General features: G+C 62.7%; 22 protein-coding genes. 18 read left to right on the top strand and 4 right to left on the bottom strand.

The window, feature by feature from the left end:
- Positions 1–355: 355 nt before the first annotated feature.
- Positions 356–2029, top strand: a complete 1674-nt coding sequence (locus BLS41_RS07315; protein WP_074763695.1) for a hypothetical protein — start codon at positions 356–358, stop codon at positions 2027–2029.
- A gap of 108 nt (positions 2030–2137) precedes the next feature.
- Here BLS41_RS07315 and BLS41_RS07320 read toward each other — a convergent pair whose 3' ends face one another.
- Positions 2138–2965, bottom strand: coding sequence for an SDR family NAD(P)-dependent oxidoreductase (locus BLS41_RS07320; protein ID WP_074763696.1), 828 nt, complete (start codon positions 2963–2965; stop codon positions 2138–2140).
- Between the two features lie 100 nt (positions 2966–3065).
- Here BLS41_RS07320 and BLS41_RS07325 point away from each other — a divergent pair, with 100 nt between their 5' ends.
- Positions 3066–3443, top strand: a complete 378-nt coding sequence (locus BLS41_RS07325; RefSeq protein WP_074763697.1) for a heavy metal-responsive transcriptional regulator — start codon at positions 3066–3068, stop codon at positions 3441–3443.
- Positions 3444–3650: 207 nt separating this feature from the next.
- On the opposite strand, the gene BLS41_RS07330 is transcribed toward BLS41_RS07325, so the two are convergent.
- A complete protein-coding gene (locus tag BLS41_RS07330; RefSeq protein WP_074766349.1) occupies positions 3651–4646 on the bottom strand; it encodes an LLM class flavin-dependent oxidoreductase in 996 nt (331 codons plus the stop codon).
- Between the two features lie 162 nt (positions 4647–4808).
- Here BLS41_RS07330 and BLS41_RS39940 point away from each other — a divergent pair, with 162 nt between their 5' ends.
- The 15 genes from BLS41_RS39940 to BLS41_RS07400 all read left to right on the top strand — a co-directional run bounded on the left by BLS41_RS39940 (position 4809) and on the right by BLS41_RS07400 (position 21122).
- The gene (locus tag BLS41_RS39940; protein WP_290439518.1) at positions 4809–4943 is read left to right on the top strand and encodes a hypothetical protein; all 135 of its coding nucleotides are present in this window, start codon (positions 4809–4811) and stop codon (positions 4941–4943) included.
- A gap of 160 nt (positions 4944–5103) precedes the next feature.
- The gene (locus BLS41_RS07335; protein WP_074763698.1) at positions 5104–6708 is read left to right on the top strand and encodes a rhodanese-related sulfurtransferase; all 1605 of its coding nucleotides are present in this window, start codon (positions 5104–5106) and stop codon (positions 6706–6708) included.
- A gap of 690 nt (positions 6709–7398) precedes the next feature.
- Positions 7399–7950, top strand: a complete 552-nt coding sequence (locus tag BLS41_RS07340) for a hypothetical protein (RefSeq protein WP_074763699.1) — start codon at positions 7399–7401, stop codon at positions 7948–7950.
- A gap of 47 nt (positions 7951–7997) precedes the next feature.
- Positions 7998–8951, top strand: a complete 954-nt coding sequence (locus BLS41_RS07345; RefSeq protein WP_074763700.1) for a patatin-like phospholipase family protein — start codon at positions 7998–8000, stop codon at positions 8949–8951.
- Positions 8952–9290: 339 nt separating this feature from the next.
- Entirely contained in the window at positions 9291–9980 is a 690-nt protein-coding gene (locus tag BLS41_RS07350) for an ABC transporter permease (RefSeq protein WP_074763701.1), read from the top strand.
- Positions 9981–9987: 7 nt separating this feature from the next.
- Positions 9988–10701 carry an ABC transporter permease gene (locus BLS41_RS07355; RefSeq protein WP_074763702.1) on the top strand — a complete coding sequence of 238 codons (714 nt, stop codon included), beginning with the start codon at positions 9988–9990 and terminating at the stop codon, positions 10699–10701.
- Positions 10702–10782: 81 nt separating this feature from the next.
- Positions 10783–11574, top strand: coding sequence for an ABC transporter ATP-binding protein (locus BLS41_RS07360; protein ID WP_074763703.1), 792 nt, complete (start codon positions 10783–10785; stop codon positions 11572–11574).
- A 36-nt stretch (positions 11575–11610) separates the two neighbouring features.
- Positions 11611–12663: a GlxA family transcriptional regulator gene (locus tag BLS41_RS07365; RefSeq protein WP_074763704.1), complete on the top strand. Its 1053-nt coding sequence runs from the start codon at positions 11611–11613 to the stop codon at positions 12661–12663.
- A 146-nt stretch (positions 12664–12809) separates the two neighbouring features.
- A complete protein-coding gene (locus BLS41_RS07370) occupies positions 12810–14045 on the top strand; it encodes an aspartate aminotransferase family protein (RefSeq protein ID WP_074763705.1) in 1236 nt (411 codons plus the stop codon).
- A gap of 55 nt (positions 14046–14100) precedes the next feature.
- Positions 14101–15159, top strand: coding sequence for an arginine/ornithine succinyltransferase subunit alpha (aruF, locus tag BLS41_RS07375; protein ID WP_074766352.1), 1059 nt, complete (start codon positions 14101–14103; stop codon positions 15157–15159).
- Positions 15156–16193: an arginine N-succinyltransferase gene (gene astA / locus BLS41_RS07380; protein WP_074763706.1), complete on the top strand. Its 1038-nt coding sequence runs from the start codon at positions 15156–15158 to the stop codon at positions 16191–16193. The genes aruF and astA overlap by 4 nt, the downstream gene beginning before the upstream one ends.
- A 2-nt stretch (positions 16194–16195) precedes the next feature.
- Positions 16196–17659: a succinylglutamate-semialdehyde dehydrogenase gene (gene astD, locus BLS41_RS07385; protein ID WP_074766350.1), complete on the top strand. Its 1464-nt coding sequence runs from the start codon at positions 16196–16198 to the stop codon at positions 17657–17659.
- Positions 17660–17668: 9 nt separating this feature from the next.
- Positions 17669–19009 carry an N-succinylarginine dihydrolase gene (gene astB / locus BLS41_RS07390; protein WP_074763707.1) on the top strand — a complete coding sequence of 447 codons (1341 nt, stop codon included), beginning with the start codon at positions 17669–17671 and terminating at the stop codon, positions 19007–19009.
- On the top strand, positions 18993–20060 hold the full coding sequence (astE, locus tag BLS41_RS07395) for a succinylglutamate desuccinylase (protein WP_171910206.1): 1068 nt from the start codon (positions 18993–18995) through the stop codon (positions 20058–20060). Before astB ends, astE begins: the two co-directional genes overlap by 17 nt.
- Positions 20061–20327: 267 nt before the next feature.
- Positions 20328–21122: an ABC transporter substrate-binding protein gene (locus BLS41_RS07400; RefSeq protein WP_074763709.1), complete on the top strand. Its 795-nt coding sequence runs from the start codon at positions 20328–20330 to the stop codon at positions 21120–21122.
- A 133-nt stretch (positions 21123–21255) separates the two neighbouring features.
- Here BLS41_RS07400 and BLS41_RS07405 read toward each other — a convergent pair whose 3' ends face one another.
- Positions 21256–22017: an acetoacetate decarboxylase gene (locus BLS41_RS07405; protein WP_074763710.1), complete on the bottom strand. Its 762-nt coding sequence runs from the start codon at positions 22015–22017 to the stop codon at positions 21256–21258.
- A 301-nt stretch (positions 22018–22318) separates the two neighbouring features.
- On the opposite strand from BLS41_RS07405, the gene BLS41_RS07410 reads away from it, so the two are divergent.
- Complete coding sequence (locus BLS41_RS07410) at positions 22319–23677, top strand: EAL and HDOD domain-containing protein (RefSeq protein WP_074763711.1); 1359 nt, start codon at positions 22319–22321, stop codon at positions 23675–23677.
- A gap of 176 nt (positions 23678–23853) precedes the next feature.
- Here BLS41_RS07410 and BLS41_RS07415 read toward each other — a convergent pair whose 3' ends face one another.
- Positions 23854–25311 carry an HDOD domain-containing protein gene (locus BLS41_RS07415; protein WP_074763712.1) on the bottom strand — a complete coding sequence of 486 codons (1458 nt, stop codon included), beginning with the start codon at positions 25309–25311 and terminating at the stop codon, positions 23854–23856.
- Between the last annotated feature and the right edge of the window lie 73 nt (positions 25312–25384).

Genomic DNA, 25384 nt, shown 5'->3' on the forward strand with positions numbered 1-25384 from the left:
ATCGCGTCACGGCCAGAGGCGGTGCGATCTTCCTGATGCTGGCCGGACCCGTGGGCCGGAACACCGGCATCACTCAATGAAACGTCGACACCTTGCGACGTATTCCAGCCCGCAGATTTATCTGCCGCGGCATCGAAAATAAATAAAAGACGATCGACTCTCAACCAGGCGCGGCCCAAAAAACAGCGATATTGGCCGATGTCGCAGAGAGTCGCGTGAGATCGTTGCGAAGACGCACGCCCAATCGGGCAATTCCCGTAGCAGCTTCCCGTTTTATTCCGCCGTCCAGATTCTCGACGCGACGTCCGCACGTCGTTTTCCCGATGTTTTATCCGTCAGCTTACTCAGGCCGCCTATGTCCGAGCACGTTACGCAAAGTATCGAGGAGAGAATTGGAGCCACCGGGTTCCTTTTCGTTGTCGCGTATGCAGTGCTTTCGTTGACGGCGATAGCGCTGGTCGGCCCTTACGGCTGGGACGACAGCGCCATCACCGTGGCCTACGCGCGTACGCTGGGGCAGCACGGGATATTCGCGTTGACACCGGTGTCGGTGCCGGTCGAAGGTACGTCCAGTCTGCTGCTGACGGGGATGCTGGCGATGGGGCAGTGGCTCGCCCATCCGGGTTTTCTGGAGTCGATCAGGACCGCGCAGCTGATTTCCTTTATCTCGCTTTGCGCCACTCTGGTGCTCGTGTGGCGCGCACTGCAACCGAGTCTCCCCAACCCGACGCACCGTCTCATCGTGGTGAGCGTGCTGGGGCTGCTGCCGACCTTCCAGGCCGAGATCATCAACGGCATGGAAATGACGATCTTTGCGCTGCTGCTGGTGGCGTTCGTCCTCTGCTGGCGCGCGCAATCGTCGCTCGTTTATGCACTGATTCCGCTGCTGATGCTGACCCGTTTCGAAGCGGTGGTCTATCTGGGTTTCGCGCTCGGGTGGATCGTCGTGTTTTACCGGGAGGATCGGCCGCGTGCCTTTCGGATGGGCGTCTGGGTCGTGTTCTGCTTTGTGCTGCTGACTATCTGGCGGTATTACGTCTTTGGCGTGCTGATCCCGAACACCATCCTCGCCAAGCTACAGGTGCCTTACACCAAAAAAGGCTGGGACAACGCATTCGAAAAGCTGCGCGGACTCAAGGATTTTCTGTTCATCAATGCCGCGCTGCTGATCGGCATGTGCCTGAGCGGGCGGGGCGGCCAGCAGCGCCGTCTGGATCCGATGCCCATGCTTCTCATCGTTTCGTTCGGCATATTCGCACTCGTGTCGGGCAGAAACTGGGGGTATATCGGGCGGATGTTCGTGGGGGTGCTTCCGCTGCTCGTTCTTTCTCTCGCGGAACGTCTTGCGAATATGCGTCGGCCGCGTGTATTGAGCGGACTGTTGCTGTGCCTGGCCGGAACGTTCCTGTTCAACTTTGCGTTGCTGCGCGAGAACATCGACACGGTGATCCTCGGTGCGTCGATGCATGGCGTGTTGCCGGCTGCAATGAATGTTGCGGAGAGCGGAGCCAGACAACGACGGTGGGGCGATTTCCCCGGCGACTGGCGCGGTATTACGCCAGAGAACTACGCGATGACGGGTACGTCGGTCGATCGTCTGCGCGAGTACCTGGGGCAGCCGACGCTGAAGTTCATGACGCCGGACGTCGGCGGTACGGCATTGTGCTGCGAGCGTCTGGAGATTCTCGATTCGGGGCTGTTGACCAGCCCGTCGCTGGCACGTAGCGGTTTCGCGGGTTTCGCGGATTATCTGCACAGCGAGCGCCCGGAAGTCATCGAAACGCACGGCGACTGGAGCCGCGACAGCGGGATATATTCCGTCGCTCAATTCAGGACGGACTATTTGCCCGCGGTCTATAACGGCACATTGTTCTGGTTGCGTCGCGACGTGCTGCAGGGTCTGGTCGATCGCGGCGTGACAGCCGAGCCTGTTCGCACAGCCGAACTGCTCGACGTTCGTTATATGGGCGACCGGCGGGATACCTGGTATCTGAAGCAGTTTCCTACGGTGACGGTGCTTGGGCGGTGAATCCCGATGTTCTGAACCTGGTGGTGCGGCGCCCGCACGGTCGCTAACGGCACAGCGCGGGCGCCGATGTTTTTTTGCTTTACGTCGCTGGATACGAATAGCCCGCGCCTAGCTGTTTGCGTGCCCTGTCGCCAGCGCGTGCGCTTGCCTCGGCCTGAGCATCCTCTCGACAAGTCGGGCCGCGCCCTGACGGTTCAACAGTCTCGGCAGACAGGAAAGCAGCCGGTTCGCCTTCCCGACAACCCGATGGCTTCTGTTGCGGTCCACCGCAAAAAAAGCATCGTCGATCACGCTTGCCACCGGCATCGGCGTGCCGACGGCGGCTTCCTGCGCGCCGACGACGTCGAAGAAACCGGTTTGCGTCGCGCCCGGACACACGGCGACCACCCGAACTCCCCGATGCCGGTTCTCGGCCCAGACGGCTTCGGAGAATGACAGAAGAAACGCCTTCGTGGCGCCGTAGACGGCCATGTACGGATCGGGCTGAAACGCCGCCGTCGACGCCACGTTGATGACGACGCCAGCGGATTTCGCCAGCATGCCCGGCAGCACGAGATGCGCCAGTTCGACCGCGGCCATGCAGTTCACCAGCACTTCATCGCGCTGACGCGACAGCGGAATGGACTCGAAGCGTCCATACGCCGCAAAGCCCGCATTGTTGACCAGAACATCGACGACTCTTTCCGCTGCCTTCAGGTGAGCGGCGATTGCGTGTACCGCTTCGGACGTGCTCAAGTCGGCAGTCAGGTAATCCGCGTCGCACGCGTAGTCGCGCCGTAGTTCCTCGGCGAGATCGCGCAGCTTGTCGTGCGAGCGCGCTACCAGCAGCAGTCGGGCTCCCCGTTTAGCCAGGGCGAAGGCAAACGCACGTCCGATACCGGACGATGCGCCGGTGACAAGAGCGGTCTTGCCGCGAAAATCGAAGGGGGTGGTCATGTCGTGCAGGGGGAAGTGAAAGACGGAGAGGACTGTAAACCGTTGACTGTAGGCAACGGTCAAGTCCTAATGTCGATTCACGACTCTGGATGGAGGCAGCATGCGCATTGGCGAGCTATGCAGACAGGCGGGCGTTTCCCGCGATACGGTTCGCTATTACGAGAGAATGGGTCTGCTGGATAAGGCCACGCAACCCAACGTATCGAATACCTACAAGTGTTATTCCGCGCTCGCGTTGCAACGGATTCGTCTGATCGTCCACGCGAAGGCGCTAGGTTTCACGCTCGCGGAAATTCGCGACGTCATCGATGTGTGGGATGGTCCGGGTTTTGGAGCGGAGCAAAAAGTGGCCTGTTTGCAGGCAAAGCTCAAGGAACTCGACGAAAAGAGTCATGCATTGAGCGCGTTGCGAGCAGGGCTGCTGAACGCGCTGGATAAGGTTGGCGGCGAGTGTGTCGAGGTTGAAGCGGTTTCGTGAGCGCGGGGGAGCGCGCGCGGCACTCGTTACGACACGGCGAACGTCGAAGATAAACGTCCGCCGCTAGTTGGCAAGTCACGACACGGGGGCGAAACGCCGGCTTTTTCTGTTAAACGGTTGCTGCCAGCGACGATCGCTCAAGCGGTTCGCCTAACGAAATTCGAACGGCAACGAGGCTTGAGTTCCAATCGTCGTGACGACATCAAATCACTTCGCGGCAGCCAACTCTTCCCGCACCTGCGCCCCAATCTCGAACGAGCGCAACCGCGCCTTGTGATCGTAAATCTGCGCGGTCAGCATCAACTCGTTCGCGCCGGTCTGATCGATGATCGACTTCAGTGCATCGCGCACCGTGTCGCGATCTCCCAACGCGGTGCACGCGAGCGAATGCGCAACGTTATTCAACTCCATCTCCGACGCTTCGAGCCGTTCCACCGGCGGCTGCAATTGCCCCGGCGTGCCCCGTCGCAAATTGATGAACTGCTGTTGCAGCGACGTGAACAGATGCTGCGCTTCGTCGTTGGAATCGGCGGCGAACAGATTCACGCCGACCATCGCATACGGCTTGTCGAGCGTCGCGGATGGCCTGAATTGCGAGCGATAAACCTGCAACGCGGTCAGCATGTAATCGGGTGCGAAGTGCGATGCGAACGCGAACGGCAGACCGAGCGCCGCCGCGAGTTGCGCGCTGAACAGCGACGAACCCAGCAGCCACAGCGGCACCTGCAAACCCGCACCCGGCACTGCGCGAATCCGCTGACCCGGCACCGGATCGGCGAAATAGCGCTGCAATTCGACGACGTCGTCGGGGAACGACTCCGCGCTGTTTTGCAGATCGCGCCGCAACGCGCGCGCGGTGCTCTGATCGGTGCCCGGCGCGCGGCCGAGGCCGAGGTCGATCCGGCCGGGATAGAGCGACGCGAGCGTTCCGAACTGCTCCGCGATCACGAGCGGCGCGTGGTTCGGCAGCATCACGCCGCCCGAGCCGACGCGAATGGTCTTCGTGCCGCCGGCCACATAACCGATCACCACCGAGGTCGCCGCGCTCGCGATACCTGTCATGTTGTGATGTTCGGCGAGCCAGAAGCGGCGGTAGTTCCAGCTTTCCGCGTGCTGCGCGAGATCGAGCGAATTCCTGAATGCGTCGGTGGGCGTCGCGCCCGCGTTGACCGGCGCCAGATCGAGGACTGAGAAGGGGATCATTGTCTGTTCACTTGCTGTTTCGGGCGCTTTCACGCGATGGCGCATTGTGGCAAAGGTTTCGCTTTTCTGCTGACGGTGCGCGGATGTCCACGTTTGCGGAAGGGGGTTTGTGGGCGCCCCACATTTTCTGGCCACCATTTCGTATGAAGGACACCGCTTTTCGTGGCGCGGAAATTGCACGTCGACCCCTATCCAGCCGGATCGCTCACGCGCGTCGATCAACTGCTCGACTGCGGGAATTACCGCGAAACGTCTTCTGGCGATCGTACGCAGATCCGCAATCGCGTGTACGGTTAAAGCATTGGTGCTTGCTGGTGCGCATTAGTACTCAGGGTTGCTGTTACACGTCCGCTCGATTCTCGCGGCACAGGCCGCGAGTTTTTCAAGAGCTGCCCGGATGACGTGTCGTTAAAGCATATGGACTGTCTGGAAGAACCTCGAAGGAGTCTGCTATCTCATGACTTTCGTTAAAGAGTTTCGTAACCGATCATTCGAAGATGTACGTGCGTCGTTGCTGGAGCGCGAGGAAATCGCGCTGCTCGACGTGCGGGAAGAGGAGCCGCACGCAGGCGGTCATCCGTTGTTTGCCGCGAATCTGCCGTTATCGCGGCTCGAACTGGACGCACCCGTGCGTTTGCCGCGTCTCGCGGTGCCGATCGTTCTGTTCGATGCCGGCGAAAATTACGCGCAACGCGCCGCCGAACGCCTGACCGAACTGGGCTATACCGATGTCGCGTTGCTCGAAGGCGGCCTGCAAGGCTGGCGCACGGCCGGCGGCGAACTGTTCCGCGACGTCAACGTGCCGGGCAAGGCGTTCGGCGAACTCGTGCAGCAGGTGCGTCATACGCCGACGTTGAGCGCGCAGCAGGTGCAGGATCTGATCGACAGCGAGGCCAACGTCGTCGTGTTCGACGCGCGCCGCTTCGACGAATATCAGACCATGAATATTCCCGGCAGCATCAGCGTGGCGGGCGCGGAATTGCTGCTGGGCGCGCGGCAACTCGCGCCGGACCCGGCCACGCGGATCATCGTCAATTGCGCGGGGCGCACGCGCAGCATCATCGGCGCGCAGTCGCTGATCAATGCGAGTGTGCCGAATCCGGTCGCGGCGCTGCGCAACGGCACGATCGGCTGGACGTTGTCGGGTCAGCCGCTCGCGCACGGCAGCTCACGCCGCTTCGACCCGGCCGCCACCGGCGACGCCGTGCGTCTCGCCGCCGCCGAATCCGCGCGTGCGCTCGCGGATCGCGCGCGGGTAGGCCGCACGTCACGCGACGAGGCTCGCCGCTGGGCCGGAGAAGCGGTGCGTACCGTGTATCGCTTCGACGTGCGGTCGCCGGAAGAATACGAAGCGGGGCACGTGCCCGGCTTTCGTAGCGCACCGGGCGGCCAGTTGGTGCAGGAGGCCGACGTGTTCGCGCCGGTGCGCGGCGCGCGCGTGATTCTCGCGGACAACGACGGCGTGCGCGCGAACATGACGGCGTCGTGGCTCGCGCAGATGAACATCGAGGCGTACGTCGTGGACGGCCTGATGCCCGCCGACTTCGCCGAGAAAGGCCCGGCGCCCGCAGCGCGATTTGCGCCCGCCGCACCCGCCGCCGACGAAATCACGGGAGCCGATCTCGTCACGTTGCTGCAATCGCGCGGCACAGTGGTGCTCGATTTCACGTCGAGCGAGAATTATGTGAAGCGTCATATTCCCGGCGCGTGGTTCGTAATCCGCTCGCAACTCGGCGATGTGCTGCGCCAGTTGCCCGATGCGCAACGCTATGTGCTGACATGCGGCAGCAGTCTGCTCGCGCGCTTTGCGGCGCCGGAAGTTGCTGCGTTGACCGGATGCCCCGTACAGGTGCTCACGGGCGGTACGGCGGCGTGGATCGACGCGGGTCTGCCGGTCGAAAGCGGGGAGACGCGCATGGCGTCGCCGCGTATCGACCGGTATCGCCGTCCTTACGAGGGCACCGATCACCCGCTCGACGCGATGAACGCGTATCTGGAGTGGGAGCAGGGGCTGGTCGCGCAACTGGAGCGGGACGGCACGCACCGCTTCCGGGTGATCTGATCCGCTTATCGCGAGGCGCCGTTTTGCGTGGGCCGCTGGTGGAAATCATCTGCCGATTCGGTGTAAACGCGCTCTCGTCTAAAGCCGCCGATCCGTTTAGATTATCGCCATCAGGAAGGCTTATCGAGGGACCAGGACGGCCAGCCAAGCAGCGGTTTGCCATTCCGTCGATGGCGCGAGGTGAGTCGCCAAGGTGGCTCACCGCTTCGCCGGAACCGGACCGCTGCGTGTCGTCCCCGTTGCTTCGAGCCAGGCGGCTTGCGCAAGCTCTCACCGAATCTGCAGGCCGCTTTCATTTCCGGTTGACCGTATCGACCGATCCGGCGACGCTTTGCACAGCGTCGCCTTTTTGCTTGTGGCGACGGTTTTTTTCAGCGCTCGAAAAGTGCGTTCGCCGCAACGCTCTACACAAGCGCCAAAAAACCGCGTTCGCCGCAACGTTCTGCACACATCATTCGTCACTCGTCCGCAGCAAAACCTGCATTTTTTGCGGGACGTCCTGTAGTTTTTTCCGTCTTCGCATTCTCAACCGGTAAGCCGCCGCGCACGGTGTTGCCTTTGTGCCCGCCTCGCTCGCCGTTTTCGTGATGCGCGGTTATCCTTGGACACGACCCGGCGACGCGCGCCGGGCAAGCGCGCCACAACACCAAACCGCGTGCCCTGGCGGGCACGCCCGAACAGGGACTCGCTGTGGGTTTCAAACTGCTTACTGCCGCCGTGCTGGCCGCGTGCATCGCACTGACCGGCTGTAACGAACAACAGAGCGACCAGGCCGTGCAAAAACTCAAGGAATTCTTCAACGCCGTCAAGCCGGACGCACTACTGCTCAAGGATATGACGCCGGGCGTGACCACCGAAGCGCAGGTCCGCGATCAGATGGGCAAGCCGGAAACCGAGCGCACTTTCACCGACGGCTCGAAACGTTTCGAGTATCCGCGTGGTCCACAAGGTTTGAATACGTACATGGTCGACATCGACCGTGACGGTAAATTGCAAGCTATCACCCAGGTGCTGACAGCCGCCAATTTCGGCAAGATCCGCGTGGGCATGACCGAGGACGAAGTGCGGCGTCTGCTTGGCAAGCCGGGTCAGGTGGCGGTGTATCCGCTCAAACCGGAGACTGTGTGGAGCTGGAAGTGGCGCGAAGGCGGCGTCACCGAAGAGGGCTTTTTCAACGTGCATTTCGACCGTAACGAGAAGGTGTATACGACATCGCGCTCAGACGTGATTCGCGGACGCTAGCAGGTAGTCAGTCAAAAAACGAAGCAGTGAACGAAGCGGGGTAAAAAATGATACGTCGACGTCGGTACAGCCGTATCGGGCTGGTGTTGGGAGGGGGCGCCGCGCGCGGCTGGGCGCATATCGGGGCAATTCGCGCGTTGCACGACGCGGGCATCAAGCCCGACGTGGTGTGCGGCACGTCGATCGGCGCGCTGGTCGGCGCCGTGTACGCGAACGGCGATCTCGACTGGCTCGAAGAGTGGGTATCGCGTCTTAGCTGGCAGACGGTGGTGCGCCTGCTCGACCTGCGCATCTCGGGCGGCCTGCTCGGCGGACGCAAGGTGATCCAGCTATTCGCGGAGAAATTCGCCGGTTGCTCGATCGCGCAACTGAAGATGCCGTTCGCGGCGGTCGCCACCGAACTCGATACCGGCCGCGAAATCTGGCTTCAGGACGGCAGCACGATCGACTCGGTGCGCGCATCGATTGCGATTCCGGGCATTTTCACGCCCGTGTGGCACAACGGCGTGTGGCTGGTGGACGGCGGGCTGAGCAATCCGGTGCCGGTGTCGGTTGCACGCGGTATGCGCGCGGATTGCGTGATCGCCATCGATCTGAATAACGACATTCTGAACGGCCGCGATTTCGGCGGCGCGGTGGTTGAAACACCCGCGCTCGATCCGGCCGCGCCGCCGCCGGTCTCGTTACGCCGCAACGGCAAGCCGTGGCCGCGCTGGCTCGCGCCCGCCGACACACCCGTCACCGACGACGTGCGGGTCGCGCCGCCGCGCAGCGCGCGCGTACCGTCGATGCTGAGTTCGGTCGCGCAAAGCATCGACATCATGCAGGTGCGGATCACGCGCAGCCGGCTCGCGGGAGAGCCGGCAGACATCCTGATCCAGCCGCGGCTCGGCGGCATGGGCATTTTCGATTTTCACCGCGCGGCGCCGGCAATCGAAGAAGGGCGCGCGGCGGTCGAATACATGCTGCCGGCGATCCGCGCGCGCCTGGGAATGGACTAAACGCTGGCGGGATCGCGGATTTCAGCTTCGTTCGGTCTCGTTCACGCCCAAACGATCTATCGAAAAAGCGACCCGAAACTTGCTAAATCGCGGCGGCGCGTGCCGCCCGCGAGGCAGCTTACAAAAACATATCCCCCGTAAAACCAAGCGCTGCGAGCGGCGAGAGCCGCTCAAGCGTCGAATGTTGCGTCGCAACAAACCGCACGCCCCATATTTGAGCATTTGATTTTCGCTTGCGAGACTCCGCGCCATGCCGGATGAGTCGGGGCAGGCGTGCAGCATCGCCGGGCCATGCCGACGCCATCCGTGACATCCTCAAAAACTTGGATGGAGACAAGCGTGTTCCTATACGGCTTTGGCCCAGTATTGCTGGCCGGCACGATCCAGACGATCGAGCTGTCCGTGCTGTCGCTCGCGACGGCCGTCCTGCTCGGACTCGCGGGCGCGGCCGCGAAGCTGTCGTTCAACCGTCCGTTGCGGGCCATCGCGACCGGCTATACGACGCTGATCCGCTCGGTGCCCGACCTCGTGCTGATGCTGCTGCTGTTCTACAGCATCCAGATCGGGGTCAACAATCTGACCGACGCGTTGAATCTGCCGCAGTTCGACATCGATCCGTTCGTGGCCGGTGTGCTGACGCTCGGCTTCATCTACGGTGCGTATTTCACCGAGACCTTTCGCGGCGCGTTCCTCTCCGTGCCGCGCGGCCAACTGGAAGCGGGCAGCGCGTACGGCATGAGCGGCGCGCGCGTGTTCACCCGCATCCTGTTTCCGCAGATGATGCGCTTCGCGCTGCCCGGCATCGGCAACAACTGGCAGGTGCTGGTCAAGGCGACGGCGCTGGTGTCGATCATCGGTCTCGCCGATATCGTCAAGGCCGCGCAGGACGCGGGCAAGAGCACCTTCAACATGTTCTTCTTCATTCTGGTCGCCGCGCTGATTTACCTGGCGATCACCTCGGTATCGAATCTCGTGCTGATCTGGCTGGGCCGGCGCTATTCGATCGGCGTGCGGCACGCGGAGCTTTGACAAGACCATGATCGACATCCTCAATCAATTCTGGCGCGCGTTCCTGTACTGGGACGGTCAGCGCGTATCGGGTCTCGCGGTCACACTGTGGCTGCTGGTGGCGTCGATCGGCATCGGCTTCGTGTGCTCGATTCCGCTGGCCGTGGCGCGCGTGTCGAAGAACCGCTGGCTCTCGACGCCGGTGCGAATCTACACGTACGTGTTTCGCGGTACGCCGCTTTACGTGCAATTGCTGCTGATCTATACCGGCATCTACAGCCTGAATGTCGTGCGCTCGCACAATCTGCTCGACGCGTTTTTTCGCAGCGGTTTTCACTGCGCGATTCTCGCGTTCGCGTTGAACACCTGCGCGTACACCACCGAGATCTTCGCGGGCGCGATCCGCTCGACGTCGCACGGCGAAGTGGAAGCGGCTCGCGCGTACGGCATGAGCTGGTTCACGATGTACCGGCGCATTGTGATACCGTCCGCGCTGCGGCGGGCATTGCCGTTGTACAGTAACGAAGTGATCCTGATGCTGCACGCCACCACGGTCGCTTTCACGGCCACAGTGCCCGACATCCTGAAGGTCGCGCGCGACGCGAATTCCGCCACGTATCAGTCGTTCAACGCGTTCGGGCTCGCGGCGCTGATTTACCTGGTGGTGTCGTTTGCGCTGGTGGCGCTGTTCCGCCGCGCAGAGCGTCACTGGCTGGCTTATCTGGCGGTGCGCACGCACTGACGCGTCGCATCTCCGCATCGCGGCGCCGCAACTGAAGACGCGCCGTCACAGATCGATCCGCATTTTCAAAGGGAGAGCATCTTGCTCCACACGACTCAAACCGAAGCTTGCAAGCTCGCCGTGCAGGACATCCACAAGCGCTATGGCGACAACGAAGTGCTCAAGGGCGTGTCGCTGAACGCGAACAAGGGCGACGTGATCAGCATCATCGGCGCGAGCGGGTCGGGCAAGAGCACATTCTTGCGCTGCATCAATTTTCTCGAACGGCCGAACGCCGGTCAGATCGTCGTCGACGGCGAAGCGGTGAAGACGAAGCCCGATCGCGCGGGCAATCTCGAAGTCGCCGATCACAAGCAGTTGCAGCGCATCCGCACGAAGCTCGCGATGGTGTTCCAGCACTTCAATTTGTGGGCGCACATGAACGTGATCGAGAACATCGTCGAAGCGCCGATTCATGTGCTCGGCGTGCCGCGCCGCGAAGCCGAAGAACGGGCGCGCGAGTATCTGGAGAAAGTCGGTCTCGCGCCGCGTCTGGAAAAGCAGTATCCGTCGCATCTGTCGGGTGGTCAGCAGCAACGTGTGGCGATTGCGCGCGCGCTGGCAATGAACCCCGACGTGATGCTGTTCGACGAACCCACTTCCGCGCTCGATCCCGAACTGGTCGGCGAAGTGCTGAAGGTGATGCAGAAGCTCGCCGAAGAAGGCCGCACGATGATCGTCGTCACGCACGAAATGGGTTTTGCGCGCAACGTGTCGAACCATGTGATGTTCCTGCATCAGGGCCGCACCGAAGAAGAGGGGCTGCCCGCCGAGGTGCTGACGTCGCCGCGCAGCGAGCGGCTCAAGCAGTTCTTGTCCGGCAGCCTGAAGTAACGCGCGGCTCTTCGCCTCCGCGCCTGTTCTTTAACGATGCCTCCTCGCACGTCCAGCCCGGCTCGCACCACGCAGGTCGTTATCGTCGCGTTGCCGCCCGTGTCGATGTCGGGCGTCGGACCGATTGTCGACGCGCTCAATCTCGCCAATGAAATCGACGGGCGCGCGCTGTATCGCGTGCAGGTGTGTTCGTGGGACGGTCGCGCGGTGCCGCTTTCCGGCGGCGCGCAATGGCCCGCCGACGCCGCGTTCGGCGACGCAATTTCATGCGACTGGCTGATTATCGTCAGCGAGCGGTTTCAGCAATTCGCCGACTACCGGCTGTTTCTCGCGAGTCTGTCGCGGGTCGGCCAGCGCACGCCGCTGGTCACCGGCATTCATCACGGCGTGTGGTGGCTCGCGATGGCGGGGCAGTTGTCCGGTTATCGCGTGAGCGTCAACTGGGAAACCTATCAGCAGTTTTCCGAGCAGTTCGAGCGCTCCATCGTTACCCAGCAGATTTTCGAAATCGACCGTGATCGCGCGACCTGCGCGGGCGGTCAGGCCACCGTCGACTTCATGCTCGCGATGATCGGCCGCGAACACGGCCCCGAACTGGCGGACCGTATCGCCGATACGCTCGGCGTCGGCGTATTGCGCGCGGGCGAGGAGCGTCAGCGCATTCCGTTCGTGACCGCGCCGGGCGAGCGGCATCCGCGTCTGAACGACGCGTTGCTGCTGATGGAAGCGAATATCGAAGACCCGCTCACCACCGATGAAATCGCCGGCCTCGTCGGCGTATCGCGTCGTCAGCTGGAGCGGTTGTTCCGTCAGTATCTCGGCTCGATGCCGTCCAAATACTACCTGGGCTTGCGGCTTTCGAAAGCGCGCACGCAATTGCAGCGCACCAGCAAATCGGTCGTGCAGATCAGTCTCGCTTGTGGTTTTTCGTCGGCGGCGCATTTTTCGAATGCGTATCGCGAACGTTTTGGTGTCACACCGCGAGAGGATCGTCGTAACTGGATCGACAAGCAGACCGGCGCGAGCGGCAGCGTGGCGAGCGAGCCTCGGCCGGGCGCGCTGATCGAGCGGCCGGATCAGGTGGATTGACGCGCTGTATGTAGCGAACCGCCGCGCGCACCGCAAGCTGTTCACGCGCGTGGAACCTCATAGAAAGCGTCGCGTATGCGCAAGACGTATCGCGTGCGGTTTCCTACACTACTCGTATTACCTCTCACCCGTAACGAGGATTTGCCATGAACGACCTGACTGTGACACGCCAGACCTTCGACGAAGTCATGGTGCCGGTGTTTTCGCCCGCCGCCTTCGTACCGGATCGCGGTCTCGGTTCGCGCGTCTGGGATACGCAGGGCCGCGACTATATCGACTTCGCCGGCGGCATCGCCGTCACCGCGCTCGGCCACTCGCACCCTGAACTGCTGAAGGTGCTGCACGAGCAGGGCGGCAAGCTATGGCACATCGGTAATGGCTACACCAACGAGCCGGTTTTGCGTCTTGCCAAACGTCTCGAAGACCTCACGTTTGCCGACCGCGCGTTCTTCGCGAACTCCGGCGCGGAAGCGAACGAGGCCGCGCTGAAGCTCGCGCGCCGCGTCGCATTCGACCGTTTCGGCGCAGACAAAGACGAAATCATCTCGTTCACGCAGTCGTTCCACGGGCGTACGTTCTTCACGGTGAGCGTCGGCGGTCAGCCCAAGTATTCGGAAGGCTTCGGCCCGGTGCCGGCCGGCATCAAACATCTGCCGTACAACGATATCGACGCGGCGAAGCAAGCGATCGGCGCGAAAACCTGTGCGGTGATCGTCGAGCCGATTCAGGGCGAAGGCGGCGTGATTCCCGCTGATCCGGCGTTCCTGAAGGCCTTGCGCGAAGCATGCGACGAGCACGGCGCACTGCTGATTTTTGACGAGGTACAAACGGGTGTGGGCCGCAGCGGCTACTTCTACGCGTACGAGGACACGGGCGTGACGCCGGACATCCTGACCACGGCGAAAGCACTCGGCAACGGCTTCCCGATCGGCGCGATGCTGACCACGAACGAACTGGCCGCGCATTTCAAGGTCGGCGTGCACGGCACGACGTATGGCGGCAATCCGCTCGGCACGGCGATCGCCGAGAAGGTTGTGGAACTGGTCAGCGACCCGAAGCTGCTCGAAGGCGTGCGCGCTCGCGGTGAAGCACTGAAGGGCCACCTTGCGAAACTGCACGAGCGCTTCGGTCTGTTCAAAGAAGTGCGCGGCAAGGGGCTGCTGATCGGTGCGGAATTGACCGATGCGTTCAAGGGCCGCGCGAAAGATTTCGTCACGGCTGCGGGTCAGCATGGCGTGATCATGCTGATGGCGGGGCCGGACGTGCTGCGTTTCGTGCCGTCGCTGATCATGCCGCTCGACGACATGAACGAAGGCTTCGAGCGCCTGACGAAGGCGTTCGGCGAAATCGTCGAGGCCAACGTGCAAGCGGCGGCGCGTTGATTCACAGCATGGAGCGGAAGCCGCGAACCATGCGTCACATTCAACAGGAACGATGATGCTCTTCGTACGCCCCAGCCGCCTCGCCGATCTCGATGCGCTCGAACATATGGCGCGCACCGCGCAGCCGGTGCTGCATTCCTTGCCGCACGACCGGCGCGCGCTCGAAGCGCGCATCGCGTTGTCGGAAGACTCGTTTCGCGCGGAGGTCGATTTTCCGGGCGAGGAGTTCTATCTGTTCGTCCTCGAAGATGGCGCGAGCGGCAAGCTGATGGGTACGGCAAGCATCGTTGCCGCAGCCGGTTATTCGGACCCGTTCTACGCGTTCCGCAACGACGCGCTGATTCATGCGTCGCGCGAATTGCACGTGAATCGCAAGATTCACGCGCTGACCATGTCGCATGAACTCACGGGAAAAAGCCGGCTTGCGGGCTACTACATCGACCCGTCGCTGCGTAACGACGCCGCCGCGCACCTGATGTCGCGCGCACGGATGATGTACATCGCCGCCAATCGCAAGCGCTTCACACCCGAGGTGTTCTCGCTGCTGCTAGGCGTCACCGATGAAAACGGCGTGTCGCCATTCTGGGAAGCGGTGGGGCGCAAGTTCTTCGGCCGCGATTTCGCCGACATCGAAATCGAATCGGGTGGACGTAGCCGCACGTTTATCGCCGAAGTGATGCCGACCTATCCCGTGTACGTGCCGTTGCTGCCGGAAGCGGCGCAGCGCGTGCTCGGCGAACCCGACTCGAAAGCGTGGCTCGCGTATGAGATTCACCAGGAAGAGGGCTTCGAGACCGACCGCTTCATCGACATTTTCGATGCGGGTCCGGTGCTGACCGCGCAGGTGGATCGCAGTGCGTGTGTGACGCGTAACGAAACGCGCGTCGTGCATGAGGCGAGAGAAGCGGATGCGATGAATGCATCGACGTATCTGATCGCGCATAACAATGACGATGGCGAATTCCGTTGCGTGCTGGGCGAATTGGCAGCAGGAAAAGACGCAACGCTTGCAGCGGAAACGCGCGCCGCGCTCGGTGTACAGGAAGGCGATGCAGTGCGTTGTGTGCCGTTGCATCGGCAGGATCAGGAAGAACATTCGGGAGAGGCGCAATGATCGTCGTTCGCGTTGTGCAACGAGGCGATGTGGATGCGCTAATGCGGCTCGCGCAGGAAACCGGCCCAGGCCTCACTACCTTCAAGCCGGATCGCGATGCACTCGCGGCGCGCGTGGAACGTGCGCGCCGCACGATGGAAGACAAGGCCGAGCCGCATGAAGCAGGCTATTTCTTCGTGATGGAAGACACGGAGACCGGCGACGTTGCCGGTGTTTGCGGGATCGAAACGGCGGTGGGTCTGCAACAGCCGTTCTACAACTACCGTGTGAGCACGGTGGTGCATGCAAGCCAGGATCTCGGCATCTGGACCCGCATGAGCGCGCTGAACATTTCGCACGATCTGACCGGTTACGCCGAAGTGTGCTCGCTGTTTCTGAGCCCGCGATATCGCACGAGCGGTGTCGGCGGTTTGCTGTCGCGTTCGCGCTTCATGTTTCTCGCGCAGTTTCGCGAGCGCTTTCCGCAACGGCTGTGCGCGGAATTGCGCGGCCATTTCGATGCAGAAGGCACGTCGCCGTTCTGGCGCGCGGTCGGCTCGCATTTCTATCAGATCGATTTCAACGCGGCGGATTATTTGAGTTCGCACGGCCGCAAGTCGTTTCTTGCGGAGCTGATGCCGCGCTATCCGGTGTATGTCGAACTGCTGCCGGACGAAGCGCAGAAGTGCGTTGGCCTCACGCATAACGACACGATTCCCGCGCGCCGCATGCTCGAAGCGGAAGGTTTGCGCTACGAGAATCACGTCGATATTTTCGATGCGGGTCCGGTGCTCGAATGTCATATCGCCGACTTGCGCACGGTTCGTGAAAGCGTGCTGGTGCCGGTCGAAATCGCGGATGTGCCCGCAGGCGCATCGCAGGATGCACCGCGTTCGATGGTGTCGAATACGTCGCTCGGCGATTTTCGCGTGGGCGTCGCGGCGGGCGTGCCGCACGACGGCGTGTTCCAGATGAACGCCGCCGAAGCCACCGCGCTCGACGTCAAGACCGGCGACCTGGTTCGGGTGCTGCCGCTGAAACACAAACAAGGATGATCATGAGCGAGCTTTTCATCGACGGCGAATGGGCCGCCGGCACAGGACCCGCATTCGCATCGCGCAACCCCGGTACGGGCGCGACGGTTTGGGAAGGCAACAGCGCGTCGGCGGACGACGTCGATCGCGCGGTGCGCAGCGCGCGCCGGGCGTTTGCGATGTGGTCGGCGTTGAGCCTCGACGAGCGTTGCGGCGTGGTGCGCCGCTTCGCTGCGCTGGTGACCGAGCGCAAGGAAGTGCTCGCCGAAGCGATTGGCCGCGAGACCGGCAAGCCGCTGTGGGAAGCACGCACCGAAGCGGCGTCGATGGCCGCGAAGGTCGAGATTTCGATTCAGTCCTACAACGAACGCACCGGCGAAAAGCGCTCGGCGATGGCAGACGGCACGGCCGTGTTGCGGCATCGTCCGCATGGCGTGGTGGCGGTGTTCGGGCCGTATAACTTTCCTGGCCATTTGCCGAACGGCCATATCGTGCCGGCGCTGATCGCGGGCAATGCGGTGGTGTTCAAGCCGTCCGAACTGGCACCGGGCGTGGCCGCCGTGACTGTGCAGATCTGGCGCGATGCGGGCTTGCCTGCGGGCGTGCTGAATCTCGTGCAAGGGGAGAAAGATACCGGCATTGCGCTTGCGAATCACCGGCAGATCGACGGTCTGTTCTTCACCGGTAGTTCGGATACCGGAACATTGCTGCACAAACAATTCGGCGGACGTCCGGAGATCGTGCTCGCACTGGAAATGGGCGGCAACAATCCGCTCGTGATCGGCCCGGTCGCGGATATCGATGCGGCCGTGCATCACACGATCCAGTCGGCGTTTCTGTCGGCGGGGCAGCGCTGCACGTGCGCGCGCCGCATCTTCGTGCCGAACGATGCGAACGGCGAGCGCTTCCTCGCGCGTCTGACGGAAGTCACGTCGCGTATCAGCGTCGGCGAATATAACGCCGATCCGCAGCCGTTCATGGGCGCGGTCGTGTCCGCGCGCGCCGCGTCGCGGCTCGTCGCCGCACAGGAGCGTTTGCTCGCCGACGGCGCGACTGCGCTGCTCAAGATGGAACAACGCGATCCGACGCTCGGCTTCGTCACGCCGGCCATTCTCGACGTGACCCATGTGAAGAACCTGCCCGACGAAGAGCACTTCGGCCCGCTCGCGCAGATCATCCGCTACGACAGCTTCGACGAAGCGATCGACCGCGCCAACGACACCGAGTTCGGTCTCTCCGCCGGACTCCTCGCCGACGACGAAGCGTTGTGGACGCATTTCCAGCGCATCATCCGCGCGGGCATCGTCAACTGGAACCGGCCGACCAACGGCGCGTCGTCGGGCGCACCGTTCGGCGGACCGGGCCGCTCGGGCAACCATCGGCCGAGCGCGTATTACGCCGCCGACTACTGCGCATACCCGATGGCTTCTGTCGAAAGCGCGCAACTGCAAATGCCCGCGAGCGTCTCGCCGGGCCTTCAATTCTAAGGATCGACGATGCAAGCCACTGAAGCCAATTTCGACGGCCTGGTCGGCCCGACCCATAACTACGCGGGGCTGTCGTTCGGCAACGTCGCGTCGCAGAACAACGAGAAGTCGGTCGCGAATCCGAAGGCGGCGGCGCGGCAGGGTCTGCGCAAGATGAAGCAGTTGGCCGACCTCGGCTTTCATCAGGGCGTGTTGCCGCCGCAGGAGCGTCCGTCGATGCGTCTGTTGCGCGAACTCGGTTTTTCCGGCGACGACGCGACCGTGATCGCGCGCGTGGCGCGGGACGCGCCCGAGTTGCTGGCCGCCGCGAGTTCGGCGTCGGCGATGTGGACCGCGAACGCGGCGACTGTGAGCCCGTCAGCCGACACCAGCGACGGCCGCGTGCATTTCACGCCCGCGAATCTGTGCAGCAAGCTGCATCGCGCGATCGAGCATCAATCCACGCGCCGCACGTTGAGCGCGATATTCAACGATAGCGATCGCTTCGTCGTCCACGAAGCGCTGCCCGGCACACCCGCGCTCGGCGATGAAGGCGCGGCGAATCACACGCGTTTTTGCGCGGACTACGCGGCGCGCGGCGTCGAATTTTTCGTGTACGGACGCAGCGAATATCGTCGTGGACCGGAGCCGAAACGCTTCCCCGCGCGCCAGACGTTCGAGGCGAGCCGCGCGGTCGCGCATCGTCATGGCTTGCAGGAAGCGGCCACCGTGTACGCGCAGCAGAACCCCGACGTGATCGACGCGGGCGTGTTTCACAACGACGTGATCGCGGTCGGCAATCGCAACACGCTGTTCTGCCATCAACTCGCGTTTGTCGAGCAGAAAGCGGTGTACGACGAATTGCGCTCGAAGCTCGAAGGCCTGAAAGCGGGCTTCAACGTGATCGAAGTGCCCGACGCTCAAGTCAGTGTCGCCGATGCAGTCACCTCGTATCTGTTCAACAGCCAGTTGCTGACGCGTCCGGACGGCAAACAGGTGCTGGTCGTGCCGCAGGAGTGCCGCGAAAATCCGCGCGTTGCCGCGTATCTGGACGAACTCGGTTCGCAAGCAGGTCCGATCGACGACGTGCTGGTGTTCGATCTGCGCGAAAGCATGAAAAACGGCGGCGGTCCGGCGTGTCTGCGGTTGCGTGTGGTGCTGGACGACGAAGAGCGCGCGGCGGTTTCGCCGGGCGTATGGATCGACGACACGCTGTTCGGCCGCCTCGATACGTGGATCGAAAAGCATTATCGCGATCGCCTCGCGCCGACCGATCTGACCGATCCGCAATTGCTGACGGAGTCGCGCACGGCCCTTGATGAACTGACGCAGATTCTCCGCCTGGGCTCGCTCTATGACTTCCAGCGCTGAGCAGGGGGTGCAGGTTTCGATGCTCGCCGATTTTCTCGCTTACACGCTGGCGGGAACGCGGCCGTCAGCTGATGAAGCGCAGGGCGTGTGCGCCGATAACGCAGTGCGCTGGTCGTGGCTGGACGACGGCGTGCTGTTGATGCAACCCGCCGCGCCCGAAGCATCACAGCGTGAAAGTGTTCACAGCGTGCTCGTCTCGGCAGGCGTACATGGCGATGAAACCGCGCCGATTGAACTGCTGTCGTTTCTGGTCCGCGATATTGCGCAGGGTCGCGCTGCATTGACGTGCCGACTGCTGGTGATTCTCGGCAACGTGGACGCGATGCGCAACGCGCATCGTTATCGCGATGACGATCTGAACCGCCTGTTCAGTGGCCGTCATCTGCAGGTGCCCGAGAGCCATGAGGCACCGCGTGCCGCGGCGCTGGAGCGGGCGGCTACGGAGTTCTTCGCGGCGGCGTCGAACGAACCCGGCGCGCGCTGGCATATCGATATGCACACGGCGATCCGCGCGTCCGCTTTCGAACAATTTGCGTTGCTGCCGCACACGGGCCGGCCGTTGTCGCGCGCGATGTTCGAGTGGCTTGGCAGCGCGCGGATCAGCGCGGTGCTGCTGCATACCACCAAGGCCAACACGTATTCGCATTTCACCGCGGAAGCCTGCGGTGCCGAAGCGTGCACGCTCGAATTGGGCAAGGTGCGCCCGTTCGGCGAGAACGATCTGACGCGCTTTGCAGGCGCGGATCAGGCGGTGCGTCATCTGCTGGCCGGAACGCGCGGCGACGCGGACGCGCTTCTGCCGCGTGTGTTCACCGTCATCGATCAGATCACCAAGCAGAGCGATGCGTTCGAACTGCTGCTGGCGAAAGACATCGCCAATTTCACGCCGTTCGCCAAGGACACCTTGCTCGCCCGCGACGGCGACTATCGCTACACCGTGCGTCACGCCGAGGAGCGCATCGTGTTTCCGAACGCGACGGTCAAGCCGGGTCTGCGTGCCGGTTTGCTGGTCATTGAGACCACTGACGACACGCTGGCGCAACTCGTCTGAACGGGCGCTACGCCGTTCCCTGCACGATCTCCTTGCCCCAACGCGACACAAAGTTACAGCTTCGCCACGCATCGGCCGGATGACGCGCTAGAACGGCGCCTCTGGCCGCCCGCCAGGCGTGCCCGGCGAAGCCTGTACAATCTCGCCCTCGCGGCTGTTGCGCTGCACCAAACCAGCCGCATGAGTTTGAATCGCATTTTTGGCGCGGCAATCATGCCTGCGCGGATTCGGCTCCGTTTTATTCAATACCGTATAGGAACACCCGTAATGAAGATGAATTGGCGACACATGGCTGCGCTCGCGCTGTTCGCAACGGCGACGGTGGCGGCTGGCACGGCATCGGCCGCGGATATCAAGGAAGTGCGCTTCGGCGTCGAGGCGTCGTATGCGCCGTTCGAATCGAAGTCGCCGTCCGGCGACCTGCAAGGTTTCGACATCGATGTCGGCAATGCCGTGTGCGCGAAGCTGAAAGCGAAGTGCGTATGGGTCGAGAACTCGTTCGACGGCCTGATTCCGGCGCTCGAAGCACGCAAGTTCAACGCGATCAATTCGGACATGACGATTACCGATCAGCGTCGCCAGGCGGTTGATTTCACCGATCCGATCTACACGATCCCGAATCAGATGATCGCGAAGAAGGGCAGCGGCCTGCTGCCGACGCCGGCCTCGCTGAAGGGCAAGCACGTCGGCGTGCTGCAGGGCACGATCCAGGAAACGTACGCGAAAGCGCGCTGGGCGCCGGCTGGCGTCGACGTCGTGCCGTATCAGACGCAGGACCAGATTTACTCGGACCTCGCGTCGGGTCGTCTGGATGCATCGTTCCAGGACGCGGAAGCGGCATCGAAGGGCTTTCTGAAGAAGCCGCAGGGCGCGGGCTTCGAGTTCGCGGGTCCGGCCGTCACCGACGAGAAGCTGCTCGGCGCGGGCGTCGGTTACGGTATCCGCAAGAACGACAAGGCACTGAAGGACGCGCTGAACGGCGCGCTGAAGGAGCTGAAGGCGGACGGCACGATCGATCGCCTCGCCGCGAAGTACTTCGACGTGAAGGTTGTGTTGCGTTAAGACGTTGCGTGATTGGCGCAATGCATTGCGCTTCAGGACAAACGGCCGCTGATCGCGGCCGTTTGTTTTTAGTGCAGCGTGAAAGCGGGTTCGAGGTTGATGGACACCTCGCCCGGAGCGACGCTCGCTCGAATCAGCGCGCGTTCTTCGCTTCCGGCTGATCGAGGTAATCGAACACGACTTCGCCGAGACCGAGCGTCAGATCGGCGATCAGATGCCGCGCCTCGACCACTTCCAGCACCGGCAATTCCGCCACCGGCGCGAGCGCATGATGCGCGAGTTCGAGCGCGGCCGGACCGGTCCATGCGCCTTTCAGATCGATGTCCTGCAAGTAGTAGCGCACCAGTTCGCAGATGCGCGGCGTGCCGTCCACATGCGGAATCACCTTGAGCAGGAAGTTCGGCGTTTCGAGCCGCTTCTTCTGCTGCGCGAGATCCAGTTGACGATGCTTGTAGCCCATCGTGCCCGTGGCGATGCGCACCGGGCCGTAGTCGAGCGTGCCGACCAGTGTGTCGGTATGCACGGCGAGTACCGGGTTCGCGAGCTTCTTCGGAAAACCCCACAACTCGCGTCCGCCGGCGATCGGCGGATGATCGTCCAGATACATCGCCAGCGTGTAGCCGCCCGCTACTCCGTTATACGACACCGGAATCACCTGGCCGCTTTCCGTGTAGTCGCCGAAACCGGTCGAATCCGGCATGCGGATGAACTCGTAATGCACCAGCGGCTCGCCGATCTGCAGCGGCTCCGGCACCACGGCGCGCAGTTTGTCCGGGTCGGTGCGGTAGGTGATGATCAGAAATTCGCGGTTGATGAAGCGATACGGGCCCATTGGAAATGCCGGACTGGTGATCGGCATCGCGAAGGCATTCGACAGCACGCTTTTGACGTCCATGGTTTTCCTTGGTGGCTAACTGGGTGGTTGCACGGGCAAACGAGGGAAGCAAGGTAAGGCGAGGGTGGAACGCTTTTGCACTGCATCAGAGTATCGTCGATTCCCCGATCGATTTCAGCGAGCCCGTGCGGCAATTATTTCGAGATATTGCGTCGCGGACATGTCGGCCAAGGATGGGCTGCGATAAAATCGCCGGGTTACACCGCAGGCGCGACGGGCCTCACAGCGAGAAACACGCTAACGGTGCAGCAAAATCAAATACAGCGGCACGCGCCAGGCGGCGCCCAAGCGGGGGACTGGAATGACCACCATCGCAATCGAGACTGTGACGCAGACCGGCCCCGCCGACGACGCGCAACTCATTGCCAGTTTTGCACGACAGCCGATTCTCAATCGGGACGGCATGTTGTGCGGTTACGAAATCAAGGTGCGGGCACCGGCATTGCCGGAGGCAGATGCCGAAGCAGAAGCATCGGCAGAAGAACAGGAGGGCTCGCCCCACGCGAAGCCCAGCCCGGCACAACGTGTGGCGAGGGCGGTCGTTCACGGCCTGACTCATGGCGACATGCGCGGTGCACTCACCGGTCATCCGGCGTACTTCGACGTCAGCCGCGAGATGCTGTTCGACGATGCCATTCTGCGATTGCCCGCCGATCGCTTCATGTTCGAATTGCCGCCGTCCATTCAGGTCGACGACGAATTGATCGCGCGCATCGTGCATCTGCACGGCCGCCGTTACCGCTTCGTGCTCGACGATGTCGCGCAGCCCAACGAGACCTTCGCCAAACTGCTGCCTTACGCGGAGGTCGTGAAGATCGATGTCGCGCGTGCGCCCGCGGCGCTGCTGCCGAAGTTGGCAAGCGTGCTGAAGTCGGCGGGCAAACTGCTGCTGGCATCGGGTGTCGATACACAGGATATTTTCGAAGCGGCGCGCGGACTCGGCTTCGACCGCTTCCAGGGCTACTACTTCGCGCGCGCGCAGAACCTGACGACGCGCCGTGTCAGCGCGCCGCGTCACGCGTTACTGAATCTGCTGCAATTGCTGGCCGGCGACCCGACCGTCGCGCAACTCGAAGCCGAACTCAAGCTGAATCCGGTGCTGGTGATGCATCTGATGAAGCTGGCGAACTCGAGCGGCCTGGCGCTCGGCCACCGCGTGACCACGTTGCGCGATGCGATCAATGCGACCGGCACCGCCCGTATTGCGCGCTGGACGCAATTGCTGCTCTACGCGGACGGCCGCAAGGTCGCGCTCGAAGACGACCCGCTGCTGCAACTCGCGGCGACCCGCGCGCGTTTCATGGAACTGGCGATCGAGCGCATGCCCGACGCCGGTCGAGACGAAGCGGACGCGGCGTTTCTGACTGGCGTGTTCTCCTTCGTCGACGCGGTGTTCGGCGGTTCGCTCGAAAGCACGTTGAACGTGCTGACGCTGTCGCGCCCGATCCAGGCCGCTATTCTGCATCGCGAGGGGACGCTGGGTTTGCTGTTGAGCGCGGTCGAAGCACTGGAGCGCGGCGCGTGGGATCAGATCGAAGCGGTATGCGCGCGCCTGCAAACGTTGTCGGTGGAGGAGGTCGCGCAGATGGGCCTGGCGGCAGGGGCGTGGGCCGGTGTCGCGGACCGCAGTGCGGAAGGGTTGGAAAGGATCGAGGACTGAAGGGACTGAGACGTCCGTAGTCCGGCTGGAAAGCGAGCCTTGAGAAACAAGGCTCGCAGAACAGCGCATCAGGCCGAAGGCCGTCGGTACAACTTCAAACCAGCATCAAACTCAGCTTAGGGCAAATGCAAATTCGGTGAGTGTGAAGCGCGGTGATCAACGATCACGCCACGTCTTCACATCATCTCCATTTCCCGCATCTGCCCCAAGCCGAAAAAACGTCCTAACTCCTTGGCCATTTCGTTCAGCACGCTCATTTCTTTCTGAGAGATGCGGCGTGGCTCCTGAGTGTGCGACCAGTCGCCGTATAACAGTGCCACCGTCTGATCGCTTTCATCGACAACCGGCAGTAGCACGAAAGCGCGGGCGTCGTCGAATGAACGGCGGAACCACTCCGGTAATCGCGCGACCATTTTCGGGTCGCGTGCGTTCTCGATGAAGATGCCCACCGAATTCGCTATCGCGAGATGAAACACGTCGGGCTCGAACGCGGTGTTGAAGGTCAGCCTGGGCAGCGCCGCGTCGATCTTCGGACCCAGGCCGAGACGCGCCTTGAACGTTCCGTTGCTATGTTTGACGAACACCACGGTGCGCGCAAAGCCGAGCCCGGCCAGCACGGTTTCCGCGGCCATCGCGAGCGCCGGTGCGAGCGGACTGCCGTCGGGCAGTTCGCGCAGATCCTTGACCCCCACCGCAATGCGCGCTTCGGGACTGAGCGCCTCGCGCGCGATCGCATCCGCATTCGCGCGCAACTCGACGATCTCGGCCATCACCCCGTCGCCGCCTTCTTCGCGGGCCAGCGCCACGCTCATTTCGAGCAGCACCTCGGGGTCGGTGTTCAACACGGCGCTATATTCCTGCGCCAGCGCGGCGATCTGCTGCTCGCGTTCCCATTCGGGCACGTTCTGCTGCGTGAGTACGTTGGCGACCGCCGTCGAGTAATTGGTGATCGCGCGCAGCCATTGCACCTGGCGCGGCTGCTCGGTGTCTTGCGGATCGTATTCGCCCATGCCCGAGCGGATCATGTCGGGCAGCCGCCAGCGTACCGCGGCTTCCGCGCCGATTTCGTCGAAGGTCACGCCGAGCACCAGCACGCACGCGTCGGCTTCGAGTGCGCCGCCTTCGATGTGACGGCGAATCTGGTCCCATTCGGCGTCGAGATAGAACACCACCAGCAGCTTGCCGATCTGCCGCATCAACGTGCAGACCACGGCTTCTTCACCGGCGCGCAGATCGCCGCGCTCGGTCAGCTTGCGGGCGACGCAACCCGACAGCAGCGTACGGTTCAATTCGAGTTTCGCGTCGATGCGGCGCGGCGCGCTGTGATGAAAGTGATCGACGATCTTCAGACCGACGACCAGATGGCCGACCGCGTCCATGCCGAGCACCATCAGCGCGCGCGACACGGTGGTGATGTTGCCGCCGAACGCCATGTACATCGCCGAGTTCGCGAGCCGCAGCACCTTCTGCGTGAGCGCGAAGTCCGACAGCACCACTTGCACGAGGCCGGTGAAGTCGAGGTCGTCGTTGTTCATCGCCGTCATGGTGGTGCGCAGCGACTGCGACAGCATGGGGAAATCGCCGCGCTCGCTCATTCGCGTCCAGAGCCGGTCGAGCACTGCCGCCTTTACCATGTGAGTCCCGCCAAAGCCATACATGTTCCAAAGAGTGCCACCGGCACGAGGCCGGCTTGTTCCGCTGCGAAAA

It is taken from the genome of Paraburkholderia fungorum (assembly GCF_900099835.1).
In the GTDB taxonomy this organism is placed as follows: Bacteria; Pseudomonadota; Gammaproteobacteria; order Burkholderiales; family Burkholderiaceae; genus Paraburkholderia; species Paraburkholderia fungorum_A.